We start from the raw sequence: 13,227 nt of genomic DNA on the forward strand, positions 1-13,227 counted from the left end.
GGTGATTTCAGTACGGGAATTCGCGGTTCTAACCACTCAGGATGGCTCATTCAGCATAGATCGAGCCACTATTTCCGACGCCGACTTTGCGTGGCTTGCTGACAGTAGCCGCCGCTCAGCTGAGAATGCGTCGTTCATCAATGTTACTGGACGCGGCACGCTTACGGTCCAGAACTATGTCGGTGTCTTGAGACTGCCGAGCGGCAACGAGATCGAGGTTCTCCCAAAGCACACCCATGACCTCGATAGCGTGCATGGTTCGCGTCAACTCCTGTTCCGCATGATTGCGCAATCGCTTGGCATATCGCCCCGCGTTGCCGAAGCAGCCAATCTGAAGGTGCTCAATCGGCCTTTCACTGAATGGATGGCTGAGACCTTTCTCCGTGAAGCCCTTGTGTTGCTCTCCAGAGGCTTTAGACGCGACTATCTGCTGACGGAGACTAAGGAGCGGAGCTTGCGTGGCCGCTTGCATATAGCAAGACAAATGCGAGCAGGGCCTGCAGATGCTACTCACTTCCACGTAGAGCACGATATTTACTCATTTGATCGACCCGAGAACCGCGCTATTAAAAGTGCGGTAAGAATGATCTCGCGCCAAACAGCGGTAGCAAGCACATGGCAGACTGCTGCCGAACTACTCAACTTACTCGGCGACATTCCCGAAAGCCGAGACTTTACATCGGATCTCCGGAATTGGCGGTCTGATCGGCTTATGGCGCACTACGAGCCACTCCGCGAAATGTGCTCGCTCATTTTGACCGGCAGGACACCATTCGCGGTTTCGGGTCCGAACCTGGCCCAGTCCATGCTGTTCCCAATGGAGAAGTTATTCGAGGGTTTTGTAGTTCGCGCAGTGCAGAAAGCACTCCCCGCCGCCTTTCAAGTGCATCGCCAGCCACGAAGGCACAAGCTCTGCCACTTTGGGTCGGCCCAGTGGTTCGATTTGCGACCGGACTTGCTCGTCACCCGAGACGAAGAAGCCTGGATACTAGACGCTAAGTGGAAGATCCTGCATGGGGTGGAAAAAGAGCATTACGGCTTGAGCCAGTCTGATTTCTATCAACTCAACGCCTACGGGCAGACTTATCTCGGCGGCACCGGCGACCTGTTTCTAATATATCCTCGTACACCTGGCATTCCAGCGTTCGGCAAACCTTTTCGGATGCAACCAGATTTGCGTTTGTACGTGCTGGCCATCGATTTGGAGGATGGCTCGGTCGATCTTAGTCCTATCAAAGAAAGTGCGGGCCGCGTGGTCGATAACCTGCGCTCGAACTCTTCAGCAGTGGGTTTGCACACTTAGCAATAGGCACATGCCGGTTCCATTGTTGCGAAAGTTACAACTTATGCAACAGATCGCCGGTCACCCAATTTCAATGGCTTGTCCGTTGCAGAAGTTCGTTGCATAACGATAGCATGATTTACGGCTATGCAAGAGTATCTACCGACGGCCAAACGCTCGACGCCCAGCGCGAGGCCTTAATTTGCGCAGGGGCGGATGAGGTCTTTGCGGAAACGGCGAGCGGAGCCAAATTCGACCGCGCCGAGCTGGCCAAGGTGCTGGCGCTCGTTGGCGAAGGCGACACGCTGGTCGTGACACGGCTGGACCGGTTGGCACGATCCACGATCAACCTGCTCAGCATCTTGGACAGTCTCTCTCATAAGAGAGCAATGTTCCGTTCGCTCTCCGAAGGGTGGGCCGATACAACTACTCCCCATGGTCGGCTGACCGTGACCATCGTAGGCGGGGTCGCAGAATTCGAGCGCGAACTGATCCGTGCCAGAACCGGCGAAGGGCGCTCCCGAGCCAAAGCACGAGGTCAGAGCCTCGGTAGACGTCCCGCACTCACTCGCCATCAACAGGACGAAGTTCGTCGTCGCAAGTTGGCCGGGGAAGCCGTGCGGGAAATCGCCCGCAGCTATAACGTCAGCGCCAGCACCATATCGCGTATACCGAGCTAGCTGCATAAAAGCGACGGAAGAACTGCTTCAAGCAAACTTTCGGCCGAAACTTTTTCTCACTCCACGATGCATACGCTGAGAGCTGAAGTATCTCGGCCTTTGCTTCAGTGCCAAAGCTAAAACTGCTCGGGAGCAATTTTCCATTTGCAATGGGTCTAGCTCCAGATAAAATGGCCAATGTGGAGAAGGGGTGATGCCCCCTTCTGGTTGGTCTCATAGGCCGACAAGCTATAGGGAAAGCATTTCCCCCATGACGCTGAACCCCGGGCCCGTTTAGGGCTAAGGAGCATCCGGTTAACGGAGAGGCTGATGAGCCTCGTGCCCTTGTGAAGCGCCGGCAGGTGCATATCTGTTCACAGCCCAACCGGGTGCGACAGGTAGTTGCTCGGGCAGTTTTGGCTATCGCCGCAACTGCTCCTGACCACTGAAACGTGTGTTCCCCGGAGACATCTAGGGAGTGGGTCCTAGTGCCTGCTAGAGCAATCAGTTCGTTGGCGGCACCACCGAGACGCACCCACAGGCGGCTCACTATCCCGATAACGCGGGAGGTGAGCCATACTGCCTGGCCCTCGTCCAGGTTTTCGCTCACCTTCCATTTGGAATGTGAGTATAATGTCGACCAATTCGGAAAATCTTGGCAGCAAGGCGGATTTTCTTCGACTTGTCGAAGAAGGGCGCGAGTTGAACTCAGCTGCCTTGTCCGCGGAACTGCAGGCCACGACTGCTTTGTCTGAAGGCCTGGAAGCAACACGTGCCGAGCTAAGCAAGCTCTATGAGCTTTGCTATTTCTTGAAACAGCAAGACGAAGTGACGCGGCAGAAGCTGTTCGCCAATCAAAAATACATCGACGCAGTCGGTGATGAAAAAGTGCTGCCATATGGAAAACCAGCCCGCGAAAAGCCGGAGGTGCCTGCGGCAAAGATCATCATGCAGCGCAGAGATGCCGGAACGCTGAGCAAGGCTTCCCTCATTTGTCGCGCGGCGATCGACGAAAAAGTTCTTCCAGCTCAGTTTTCAACGTGGCTGATGAAGGAACACATCGATCGGTCCGATGGCTCTATCACAGGCCGAGGTATCGAAGGTGCTTACAAAGCTTACAGAACGCGCCGAACCTCTGCTGGAAACCGGGTGTCGAGCGGGGCCGCGGCACTATCCTCGACGCATGCCGATACGCCCACTGGGGACCAGATCGAGCAACTCATCAGGGAAGCCTTCAAGCCTGGCCTGACAACAAAGTGGGAACTCAAGGTACCCAGCGAAATCGTTCATCACCAAGTCTATTCGGTCTTGGTTCGGATACAGGGCCCAGGGCTGGTGACGTTGGTACCCGATCGGGCGCCAATGCACCTTTTGCTGGACCGACTTCAGAACGTCATCGAGCAGCAAAAGATCAAGCCTGCTGACTGGAAGGCAATGGCTAGCGGCGCCACAGGAGATGAATCAGCAGAGGCTCCCCTAGAGGATAGCAACATTCAAGCTAAGGTCGGTGCAGCATGACAGTCATTCTCCAGCCCAATCATCTGAGTGACGTTCTTCTGCACACCCAACATGATCGAGAAGTCATCAGGATGGCAGTTCAATCACCCTCGCTTGTCAACCTGTTGTTCTACGGGCCACCAGGTACGGGGAAAACCACGCTCATGCGTGTTTCGGCTTTGGAAGCCCTGCGTTTCAGAGGGCTTGTTGTACAGGACCATAAAGAGGCTGTTGCTTGGGGCAATGTCTTCGAGCTCGACCACAATACGGGGTTCTCAAAAGCGGCGCTCGATAAAGCTTTGAGTAGGATGATGCTGGCGACATTGAGTTCAGTGGACCGTCGCTTCGTTCTACTTGATGAAGCGGATAGCATCGATCCACGCAGCGTCAACAACGTCAAAAAGTGGCTGGATAGGATGTCTGAACGGGACGTCCAAGTATTTGCAGCCACTAATCATTTGGACCGTATCGATCCAGCCATACGCGATCGGTGCTTGCTGATCCACATGGCAGCGTTCAGTCAGGCGCAAATGCTTCTCTGGCTAACTAAGCAGGTCAACGCTGCGGGCTTACCTGTGCCTGATGAGGTGCGGGCAGTCGACATGGTAAACCGCTCTGGCGGAAGCATGCGGAATCTACGCCAGGAATTGCAGCTGTATGCATTTCAGTGTGGAGCTCCAACAACGCCGCCACCAAGATTGACCATACTGCCGGGTGGGCAGGTCTAGACCTTACTCGGGAGGCACTGCGTAGCTTCCCCAGTCGGCTCCGATCTGACCGGACCCACAATGAACTCCCTAGGTCATTTGAACCCAAGAAACTGCCTTGGCGAGACGACTCCGCACGCCCGTGTTGATTGCTTTCAATCAGGCAATGAGATCGCCAAAGCGCACGCTCCCGCCCTCACAACAACCATCGATGATTGAAGAATAGGAAAGGAACACAATGCTCTCCGATGTCCTCTATGAAGCTAATACGAGAATTCGGCACTACCAGGTCGAACGCGCTCAGATGTACAGCTCTCTGAAGGAACGGCTCGACGCGCTTCGAGCACAGATGATCGTGCTTCAAATGGAACTGGACCTTAGCCCAAGCGATACCATTGAGGTGCTCCACACCAATCCGTTCTACATTGCGGCACTTGCTGGTGATCCAGGGCCGAGCGACGCATACATGGATGGGGATGACACGCTGCGCGATGCTTGGGTCGAACAGTACGCCAAGCAGTTTGGAAAGCCGACACCCTGAAACAGAGATGGCCACCGATGAAATTTCGGTGGCCATCTACTTATGATGGGATCCTTGCTTCAGACTGTCGATGTGGGATCTAACTTGTTGCCTCTTGGGCTTTGTTGGTCTGGTTTTGTGGTTCAATGTCATTGTTCAATACCGTTTCACTGCGCGCCTCCAAGGTGAAGGCTCGCAAATGACAACAGCATTGTCCATCCACTTCATGCCGACCGCGCGTAGCAACAGGCCGACCTCGTGGGTAGGGTCAGTCTTTACTGACGAAGGTTGAAAGTAGAATGGTTTGGTCGAAGTCGTAGTGACCTCGCTCCATTTCCTTGCTGACATAGAGACCAGGCCCACCATCGAATTCGGCCTGCACCAGCAGATCGCCACCGGGACAAACGGCGCTCCAGTGTCGTGAGCACATCTCTTGCAGTTCTTCTAGGGTCTTCTGCCCGTTTCCGGCAAACACAACAGCGGCGTGGCCGTGGATGTTTCGGCCAACGTGTTCAACGAACATAAGGCCATCTGTTCGAAGGTCTTTGCGTCTTTTGCTAGCCCGTGTACCGAGCAGTTCGGTGTCGATACGTTTGTGAAAATCCCGAACGCAATCTCGAAAGTGCTCCAGCGACATGAAGGTCATATCCTTGGCGGACATCGTGTTGCGGTTGGCAGCCAAGGTCAAATGGTAGTCGCAGTACCGAGCAGAAAGTTCCCGGTATGCTTTCCTCAGTCGGCGCAAATACGCTTTTGTCTGACAACTGGATGAGAGCGAGTTCGCTATCATTGCTAAATCTCCTGAGCGCGGCTTGGCCGCTAAATACGATTGCAGCAGCCGTTTTCGGCCTGCTGCTCAATTCTATTTATGCGGGGAGGGTCAGCGACGATGACCGAGGGGATCGAATTTCTGGAAATCATCTATGGGCAGCTTCACGAGGCCGGAATTATTCGGTCCAAGGGCGAATTCTCCAAACGGCTGCTCGGCAAGTCACCCAGCTATCTGACTTCGATGCGGGCAAAGCAGCGGGTCATTTCCGGCGAGGTCATTATGGAGCTAGGCGATAATCTCATGGCCGAGATTGCCGGAACTATATCGGACCCGGCAAATGCGGAGATTCACGCTGTGATGCGTCGTGCCGTGGCGCAAGTGAACAATTACTTGGCCGACCAGACCATCCCCATGGGAATAACGCCGGCGGAACCAGCATCGCCATCGCCAAGACCACGCAGATTTTCGACATGGTTACGCATTTTTCACTAGCCTCACGGCACGGCGGATCAATTAGCGAAATTTCTTCTTAGAAGATCGGCTGCGTCAACGTGCAGGGCCAGAGAAAGCCGCTCAAGCTCATCTAAGCTGAGATCAAACTTGTCGCCGTTCTCGATCTTATCGATTTCTGCTAATGGCCAGTCGAGGAATTCCGCCAAAGCGCGAGCCGTCATTCTGCGCTGTTCCCGATACCGCCAGACGTTGCGGGCTAGCAGCCGCGGTGTCTCAGGGTGTTTCATACGAGGTCGCATCAGCGCTGCCTCTCCGGAACAAATAGCTCAGATGGATGAACCGCCAAGGCGTCACAGAGCTGGTCAATATCGTTGAGGGTGAGGTCGAACTGTTTGGTGGCCTCTATGTCCTCGATCATCGCGAGAGGCCAGCCCACGGATCGCGCCAATATGTCGGTGTTAAATCCGCGTATTTCCCGCCAGCGCCGAACATTGTGGGCGAGCAGTTTGTGCCCCTCCGTGATCCTTGACCGCAATCAGCATCTCCGTCGCCATTTCCATGCCGCGATAGCGCCAGAAGGGCGGGAAGCCAAGAACAGACCAAAGATCCCGTTTTTCGGGAAAAAGGCTTAGCAAAACCAATGTGTTAGGAATGCGTTTTGCGCGTCCGGGCACTTTGGCTAAGGCCAGAGAGCTATAGCCGATGGCTATAGCTCTCTGGGTGTCACGCGCGCTGATTAAAACCCGCTTTACTGCCGCAGCAGCACAAGACCAAAGCCCGATAACGTCCTGCTATAGTTCCGCTGGTTTCAAGGGAATTGCCGTTACATGGATCACCGCACACCCAAACTTGCCGTGCTGATCGACGCCGACAACGCGTCCGACAAGATCGCAGCGGGTCTGTTCGAGGAAATCGCCAAGATTGGCGAGGCCAGCGTTCGGCGCATCTATGGTGATTTCTCAAGCACGCGCCTCAAGGGGTGGACAGATGTTCTGCCGAAATATGGCCTTCTTCCGCATCAGCAGTTCGCCTACACCACTGGCAAAAATGCCTCAGACATTGCCTTGGTCATCGATGCGATGGACCTGCTCCATAGCGGGCGTTTCGATGGTTTTTGTCTCGTATCGTCGGATAGCGATTTCACCCGGCTCGCTGCGCGTATCCGAGAGCACGGCGTTGATGTCTATGGGTTTGGAGAACAGAAGACGCCCGAGAGTTTCAGGCAGGCCTGCCATCGTTTCATCTACACCGAGAACTTGCTCGAATTGCCCAATCAGGAACAGGTCGAAGCGATTAAGGCAGGAGCAAAAAAGAAGCTGAAAGAAGCAGTCCCGCTGTTGCTTCGGGCATTTGGCCAGCTCGAGGATGATCAGGGCTGGGCACCTTTAAGTGCGCTTGGCAGTCGTCTCGCAATCATGGCCCCGGATTTCGACCCAAGATCGTTCGGGTTTCGCAAGCTCAGCGATTTGGTGCGCGGCACGAACAAGTTCGAGGTCGAGCAGGCCAGTGGCGGACCTTTGCGTATCCGATCCCGCTAATGCGCACCCAACCGCATGTTTGCTGCCCCTACGGTGCCCGCTGGCGGGGCTGGTAGCAGTCGGGCAAGCCGCGCTGCTCCGACGGGCCACCAACCCGCTGTGCCCCTGCTTAGGGAAGGTGCGAAAGATCATTGAAAAACTTCTCGTCCAGCTCACGAAGGCGCAACAGGTGACTTCGCCTTCGTGAGCACATTCAGCTTCACGACGTTTGCTGGGATCCGCTGGAAATATTTGAGCTTACCCCGCAATCTCTTAGCGAGGGCAGCTTCGCGTTCGTCTAGGGATTGACCGATGGGACGCGCCAGATACGAGCAGAACACGTCATTGTCCACGTCCGTCAAGAGGGCGTAGATATGCCCTGTGCTACCCTACAGCGCCCGCTGGCGGGGTAGGTATCATTCCTAATCGCGCCGCCAGCGGGGACGTACCATGTAATAGTCATCAGGCGGCTTCGCGAACAACGCCGATAGCGGAACGGACAAGAATGCAGCCATCTTCTCAAGATAAGCGATCTTGTCTTCTCGGGTCATTTTCGCTGCGCGGTCAAAATGGCCGCTGTCCACGCCCATATGGTTGAGTAGCTGTGTGCGGGTGATCCCACGCTTAGCCTCCCAATAGATAAGGTTTCGCTTAAACCGGATCTCCAGTTCCATTTGCGGCCAATTCGGTGGCAAACCCGTGTCGTCGGTCATTGGAAAGATACCGGGAGCAGCTTCCCAGCCGCTCCCAGCACTCGGCGGCATTTCGGGATCAAGATCAACCTGCGTTGCGCAGTAGGTGCCCGCGTTCGGCGGCAGCAGCCGCAAGCTGGGCGTCGAGTTCACCGGCACGAACTGCCTCGGTCAGGGTGTCGAGGATCGCGGGAAGCGCCGAGAGCTCGCCAACTGCGATGGCGTTCTTGTCCTTGGCAAACTCGATGGGCTTTCCGGCATAGCGCAGACCGAAGAAGGTCTGACCGCTAGCATCGACAAACCAGCCTGCGCGGAGACGCTTCGGGGTCTCCACCTGAACCCGCTGACCTTCCTCGTTCTTGCGCCAGACCATATGCGTCGGCGCATAGTGCTGCCCAGCTAGTTTGGCGTCAGCCATGGCCTTCTGTTCGGCTAGGGCCGCGATCACCTTGTTGCGGGCACGTTCCACCGGGTCATTGCTGGTGCGAACCGGCTGGGCAGTGGTCAACTTCAGGGTCTTAAGGATGCTCATGTGGCGTTTTTTCTCCATGTAGTTTGCTTTCCACATGACCTAGCTCCAACGGCCAAAAGAGCGACCAAAAAGTCTGATAGGACGGCTTGGTCGATCACGAGACCACGAGCCTGACCTTGACCAAAACCTATTCCCGCCAAGAGCTTCTGGATATCATCTGGAGCAAGCCGACCCGCGAGGTCGCAGAAGACATTGGTGTATCAACCGCGGCAATCTCCACCCACTGCAAGGACAACGACATCCCTGCGCCGCCTCGTGGGCACTGGCTAAGGGCTCAAGGCAAGCGGGTGAAAAAGCCCAGCTTGCCACCGAGGGGGATAGGGAAGCGAGACACAATCAGGGTCGGTGGCAGCAACGGCTACTACTATTCCTACCCCGAGCCTGCGGGCCTCATGACGATGGAAATCGGTCCAGCGCCGAGCTTTCAACCCAGCATCGACAAGGTCATGGAAACAGTGCGTCAGCAGGTTGGCAAGGTCGCTGTCCCTCGCGATTTTTCCAAAGCGCATCATCTCATTCGCAGGCTCTTGGAACACGACGAGGAACGCCGGATCAAATATCTGTCGGCCTCGTATCATTCCTATTGGGATGCGCCGTATTTCGATGCGCCATACGAGAAGCGGCGACTACGCATGATGAATGCCCTGATGCTCGACCTGCATCGGTTCGGCGGCAAGGCGACAATGCGTGACAAAAACCCTTCGGGCTTTTCTTACAAAGTCGGACACCAGAACCTTTATGTCATCGTGGATCATCCCGAGAGCCGCCGTTCAACCTGGATGAGTGAAGAACTCGCCACGCGTTCAGCGTCGGAACCGATCGTCATTTCCATTGGACAAGGCGACAAAGACAAGAAACCTCAGCGCCAGTGGATCGATGAGGGTACCGATAAAGTCGAGGGTCATCTTCAGGACATCCTCGTGTCCATGATCGTGACCGCAGAAGTCGAATTTCGCGACGATGAGCTGCGGCGGCACAATTGGCTGATCTCCCGCAAAGAGCAGTTGATCGAGAACGAGCGGAAGCGCATTGAGGAGGAATTGAAGCGCGAGCGTGAACGGAACGAAGCCGACCGCAAAGCCAGGTATGACGGCCTATTGCTTGATGCTGCTGCCCACCGACAGGCTGAAGATATCCGAGCCTATGCGCTTAAAGTCGCTTCAGAAAGAGCCGCAGTCGATAATGCTGAAGCTATAGATGAATGGGTGGCGTGGGCGCTCCGTCAAGCCGATGATATCGACCCAATCGTGAGAATGAAAAGTAGTGGCACCGTAACGAGGGCGCCCGATGAGGTTAGAGAGCTTCAAACGGCTGAGCTTCGAAAGAAAGCAAATGAATTAAAGCCGCTGCTTGAGACGCCACGAGGGTATGGCGCTTACTAACTGCATATTTGCCTTTGCAGGAGCGTGACATTGCCGTTTCGCCTCACAGCTGTTTCAATACGGACATTGGGGAGGCACTATGCGGTTCTTGCTTCTAGTTTTTCTGGCGTTGACGACCGCGTTCGCGCCAGCGCTTTCCGACGAGCGTGTCGGTGCATTTGTGGTGTCCGATCAAAGTCAGTCTGCGATCTTGCTCGACGGCGAGATCGGCATTGGTACTCCGCTAGAGTTCCGGCGCGCGCTGGCTTTGCGACCAGACGCCAAAGTCGTCGTGCTTTCCAGTGACGGAGGGTTGGTCGCGAGCGCTTTGCTTATCGCTGACGACATTCATACAAAAGGCCTCAGCACAGTCATTCCCGACGGTGCCAAATGTTATTCTGCCTGCGCTTTCATCTTCTTCGCGGGTAAAGAGAGGCTAGCAGACGGCGAGCTTGGCGTGCATCAGATGTGGTCTGAAAAGCCTGACCCTTCCGGCGTACAGTCGTCAGTCTCTGACATCCTCGAGGTGCTAACTCGCTTTGACACTCCCACAGAAGTGTTCACGCGCATGTTCCGCACGCCAAGCGAGGAAATGTATGTCTTCACCCAAGCCGAACTAGTCGAGTTAGAGATCAACCGTGTTGGGAAGGGTTTGAAAGGCAAGGCGGACTACACGGCCTTGGCTGAGCTTATCGAACCTGCTGCTCCATCTGAAAACACTGCGCCGCCGGCGGCAGCGGAAACCGTCGAGGATTTCGGCCTGCGTTTGGCCCTTTACGAAGGTCTCGATTTTTACGGCCAAGACATTTCTTCGGAGCGTGAGGTCGACGCTGTTGCTTGTGCTGCCACGTGCCTTGGCAATCAGCAGTGTGTCGCATTTACCTTCAACGCAAACCCATCGCTGACACGTGGTCCAAACTGTTTTCTGAAGAGTGGGACGGATCGTCTTGAGGGGTACTCCGACGCACTGTCCGGCGTATTTCTTCCGCCAAACATGTCGACAGCGCCAACATTTCGCATCGGCGTCATTGATCCCACGGTCGATGTATCGCCACGAACCGACTATTCCGGTGGCGATCTGAGTTCTGCGCCATGGCCTGGAATAAGCACGCCAGGAGCCTGCCGAATGGCGTGTGTTGATAACGACCAGTGTGTTGCCTTTGCATTTGCAAGCGGGCCAAAACAATGCTGGCTAAAAGCAGAGGTGGGTGAACGCCGGTCAGCAACCAACATCACCAGTGGCGTAAAACGGTGGGTGACGTTTACTGCTGGCGAGGTTCTTGATCTATCGGAGTAATCGACCCTGTTGCCGTATAGTCGACACTCGGCTGGCTTGCGATGTCGGCTGCGAACGCCTTTTGTATAGCTAGAAGCCGACGCTGCCACGCTAGCTTGTAAGTGCCCGTATGATCCTTTTCCACCAATGCGGCTATGGCAAACCGGCCTGGTAGTTCCTGGGCTAGTGCCGAGGTGCCCAGCAGCAGGCATACAAAACCAGCTGTAACGTACCGCTTCATATGCATCGCGAACTCCGAGTTACAGCATTGTTGCAGCGCGGAGTTAACAGCTGGTTAAGGTTTACCAGTTGCTAACTTATTGATGTGGTGGAATTGTTGAGCCTCAGCTGTAAACGCAGAGGGGTTTCGCGGCCAATGCTTAAAGCAATAACCTCCGGCAAAAGCGGTCGAATTCCCGACGGGGTTAAGCCTGGCGATCCATGGGCGACAGCTATAAAGCAGAGAGAAGATCTGCTTACGTCCTCAGTCTTCGAGAAGCTATCTTATCTACAGCCAGTGACGTTTTGGTCGATTTTACGGGACACCTTCGGATCAATCTTGCAGGACTACAAAGTAGTCGAGTTAGAGAATTTCGACTTTTGGCCGCGATGGAATGACCCGAAAACCGGCGGCACAGTTGAGCCTGATATGTTCGCGGAGTTTTCCGTGGGAGACCCGTCAAAGACAATCGCGATCATTTTTGAAGCGAAGCTGGGCCAGGCTCAATATGCGTTGCAATGGCAACGCCAATGGATGGCATATCAGCGCCTCTTGAAGGATGGCGAGGTCACCGCTGACGAAGTTTTTTTGCTAGCCATTGGCGGGTTAACTGGCCACCGTGCTCGCGTCGCCGAAGAATACAAGGACGCGATAAGCACCGATACGTCGGGTGAGGTCTCAATTAACGCTGCGGCCGCGGATTGGCGCCGCCTAACAGACGTAGTGTTCGATCATCAAGGTCGCTCAATTGGAGCAGACAGTCGCATTTTGGCCGACGTTGGTGAAGCGCTGGCATTGTTTGGATATCGCCATACCCAGAGCTTTGGGACGATGAACAGTCTACCCGCTCCAATTCATGGACAAGCGAGCCTAAACGTCATTCGGAACTGGGTCTTCAAAAATGTCTGATTTATCGTCCAGCTTAACCGACGTCCGTCGGGCTTATCGTTTGATCTGGGGATACCAGCGGCGTCTCATGGACATGCTGCAGGTTTTCGAAGACGAGTTCCCTACCCATGAGTTCTACGCTTGGTCGCCGTTATCTTTTGCTCGTCCGACACAACTGACCACTAGTCCTGTCCATAAATGGGCGTGGGACGCGTTGCCATTCTACAAGGCGTCGTTTCTGTACACTGTCGTTGGTAGTGATCCTAATCATCATCGCGGGGGAGAGTGGTTGTTCGAGGTGACGATCGACACAGACGATGTCGATTTTTCCACCTTTAAAGGGGAGCCGGATGCAGCAAAATTTCCCGACGCAGAGATGACAGACTCAACCGTGAAGCTTGTAGCGTGGAAATCTACAGGAAATGGAACGTTCAACTGGTACCACGACCTGTGGAATAGGGGAGAATGGCCAACGACGGATGACGTGGCATTTACCCAGCCAAACTATCCAGTACAGTCGTTATCTCTCACTGTAAGGCTCGACGATCTACCAGACCGCGAGGCCGCACTTGCTTTGGTTGCAAGGTTCAAAGCTGCCACGTCGAGAGAACTAGGCCTAGCACACACTTAGCACGCAGTTGTAAAATTCCATATTTTGCTAGCATCTCCGGTGCAGTCACCTGATTTGGTAAGGGAGAGGCCGACAGTTCAATCCTGTCCGGCAGCACCAGTTTTCCCGGCAATTATTGGTATGTCAGAGCGCTGGCTGGGTGTGCCCGGTCGAGAGGGAATCAGTCTGGCTGCTGCTTGGACGGAGTCTTTTTCAGTGTTGGCGAAGCTGGGCGCCTCTG

At 54.9% G+C, this 13,227-nt stretch carries 16 protein-coding genes; 11 read left to right on the forward strand and 5 right to left on the reverse strand.

The window, feature by feature from the left end; genetic code table 11:
* Window position 1: 1 nt before the first annotated feature.
* From BGO80_RS13880 to BGO80_RS13900, 5 genes are all read left to right on the forward strand, one after another.
* Complete coding sequence (locus BGO80_RS13880; protein ID WP_286723041.1) at window positions 2-1,303, forward strand: McrC family protein; 1,302 nt, start codon at window positions 2-4, stop codon at window positions 1,301-1,303.
* Between the two features lie 113 nt (window positions 1,304-1,416).
* On the forward strand, window positions 1,417-1,962 hold the full coding sequence (locus BGO80_RS13885) for a recombinase family protein (RefSeq protein WP_286721940.1): 546 nt from the start codon (window positions 1,417-1,419) through the stop codon (window positions 1,960-1,962).
* 612 nt (window positions 1,963-2,574) lie between these two features.
* Entirely contained in the window at window positions 2,575-3,459 is an 885-nt protein-coding gene (locus tag BGO80_RS13890) for a hypothetical protein (RefSeq protein ID WP_286721941.1), read from the forward strand.
* The gene (locus tag BGO80_RS13895) at window positions 3,456-4,166 is read left to right on the forward strand and encodes an ATP-binding protein (protein WP_286721942.1); all 711 of its coding nucleotides are present in this window, start codon (window positions 3,456-3,458) and stop codon (window positions 4,164-4,166) included. Before BGO80_RS13890 ends, BGO80_RS13895 begins: the two co-directional genes overlap by 4 nt.
* A gap of 217 nt (window positions 4,167-4,383) precedes the next feature.
* Entirely contained in the window at window positions 4,384-4,686 is a 303-nt protein-coding gene (locus BGO80_RS13900) for a hypothetical protein (RefSeq protein ID WP_286721943.1), read from the forward strand.
* A gap of 247 nt (window positions 4,687-4,933) precedes the next feature.
* Here the strand turns inward: BGO80_RS13900 and BGO80_RS13905 are convergent, their stop codons facing one another.
* Entirely contained in the window at window positions 4,934-5,353 is a 420-nt protein-coding gene (locus tag BGO80_RS13905; RefSeq protein ID WP_286721944.1) for a hypothetical protein, read from the reverse strand.
* A gap of 201 nt (window positions 5,354-5,554) precedes the next feature.
* Between BGO80_RS13905 and BGO80_RS13910 the strand changes: the two genes are divergently transcribed.
* Window positions 5,555-5,929 (forward strand): DUF6626 family protein, encoded by a 375-nt coding sequence (locus BGO80_RS13910; protein WP_286721945.1) that lies wholly within the window; start codon window positions 5,555-5,557, stop codon window positions 5,927-5,929.
* Between the two features lie 17 nt (window positions 5,930-5,946).
* Here the strand turns inward: BGO80_RS13910 and BGO80_RS13915 are convergent, their stop codons facing one another.
* Window positions 5,947-6,189 carry a helix-turn-helix domain-containing protein gene (locus tag BGO80_RS13915; protein WP_353744209.1) on the reverse strand — a complete coding sequence of 81 codons (243 nt, stop codon included), beginning with the start codon at window positions 6,187-6,189 and terminating at the stop codon, window positions 5,947-5,949.
* Complete coding sequence (locus tag BGO80_RS19475; protein WP_502686561.1) at window positions 6,189-6,425, reverse strand: helix-turn-helix domain-containing protein; 237 nt, start codon at window positions 6,423-6,425, stop codon at window positions 6,189-6,191. The genes BGO80_RS13915 and BGO80_RS19475 overlap by 1 nt, the downstream gene beginning before the upstream one ends.
* Window positions 6,426-6,717: 292 nt before the next feature.
* Between BGO80_RS19475 and BGO80_RS13920 the strand changes: the two genes are divergently transcribed.
* The gene (locus BGO80_RS13920; protein ID WP_286721946.1) at window positions 6,718-7,428 is read left to right on the forward strand and encodes an NYN domain-containing protein; all 711 of its coding nucleotides are present in this window, start codon (window positions 6,718-6,720) and stop codon (window positions 7,426-7,428) included.
* Between the two features lie 401 nt (window positions 7,429-7,829).
* On the opposite strand, the gene BGO80_RS13925 is transcribed toward BGO80_RS13920, so the two are convergent.
* Both BGO80_RS13925 and BGO80_RS13930 read right to left on the reverse strand, forming a co-directional pair.
* Window positions 7,830-8,234 carry a hypothetical protein gene (locus tag BGO80_RS13925; RefSeq protein ID WP_286723106.1) on the reverse strand — a complete coding sequence of 135 codons (405 nt, stop codon included), beginning with the start codon at window positions 8,232-8,234 and terminating at the stop codon, window positions 7,830-7,832.
* Window positions 8,185-8,631, reverse strand: coding sequence for a hypothetical protein (locus tag BGO80_RS13930; RefSeq protein ID WP_286721947.1), 447 nt, complete (start codon window positions 8,629-8,631; stop codon window positions 8,185-8,187). The genes BGO80_RS13925 and BGO80_RS13930 overlap by 50 nt, the downstream gene beginning before the upstream one ends.
* A 116-nt stretch (window positions 8,632-8,747) precedes the next feature.
* On the opposite strand from BGO80_RS13930, the gene BGO80_RS13935 reads away from it, so the two are divergent.
* The 4 genes from BGO80_RS13935 (at window position 8,748) to BGO80_RS13950 (ending at window position 13,007) form a co-directional block, all read left to right on the forward strand.
* Window positions 8,748-10,013 carry a hypothetical protein gene (locus BGO80_RS13935; protein ID WP_286721948.1) on the forward strand — a complete coding sequence of 422 codons (1,266 nt, stop codon included), beginning with the start codon at window positions 8,748-8,750 and terminating at the stop codon, window positions 10,011-10,013.
* A gap of 79 nt (window positions 10,014-10,092) precedes the next feature.
* A complete protein-coding gene (locus tag BGO80_RS13940) occupies window positions 10,093-11,289 on the forward strand; it encodes a PAN domain-containing protein (protein ID WP_286721949.1) in 1,197 nt (398 codons plus the stop codon).
* A 538-nt stretch (window positions 11,290-11,827) separates the two neighbouring features.
* On the forward strand, window positions 11,828-12,397 hold the full coding sequence (locus BGO80_RS13945; RefSeq protein ID WP_286721950.1) for a hypothetical protein: 570 nt from the start codon (window positions 11,828-11,830) through the stop codon (window positions 12,395-12,397).
* Complete coding sequence (locus tag BGO80_RS13950; protein ID WP_502686562.1) at window positions 12,390-13,007, forward strand: PM0109 family protein; 618 nt, start codon at window positions 12,390-12,392, stop codon at window positions 13,005-13,007. The genes BGO80_RS13945 and BGO80_RS13950 overlap by 8 nt, the downstream gene beginning before the upstream one ends.
* The last annotated feature ends 220 nt before the right edge of the window (window positions 13,008-13,227 follow it).

Source organism: Devosia sp. 63-57 (assembly GCF_001899045.1).
Classification (GTDB): domain Bacteria; phylum Pseudomonadota; class Alphaproteobacteria; order Rhizobiales; family Devosiaceae; genus Devosia; species Devosia equisanguinis.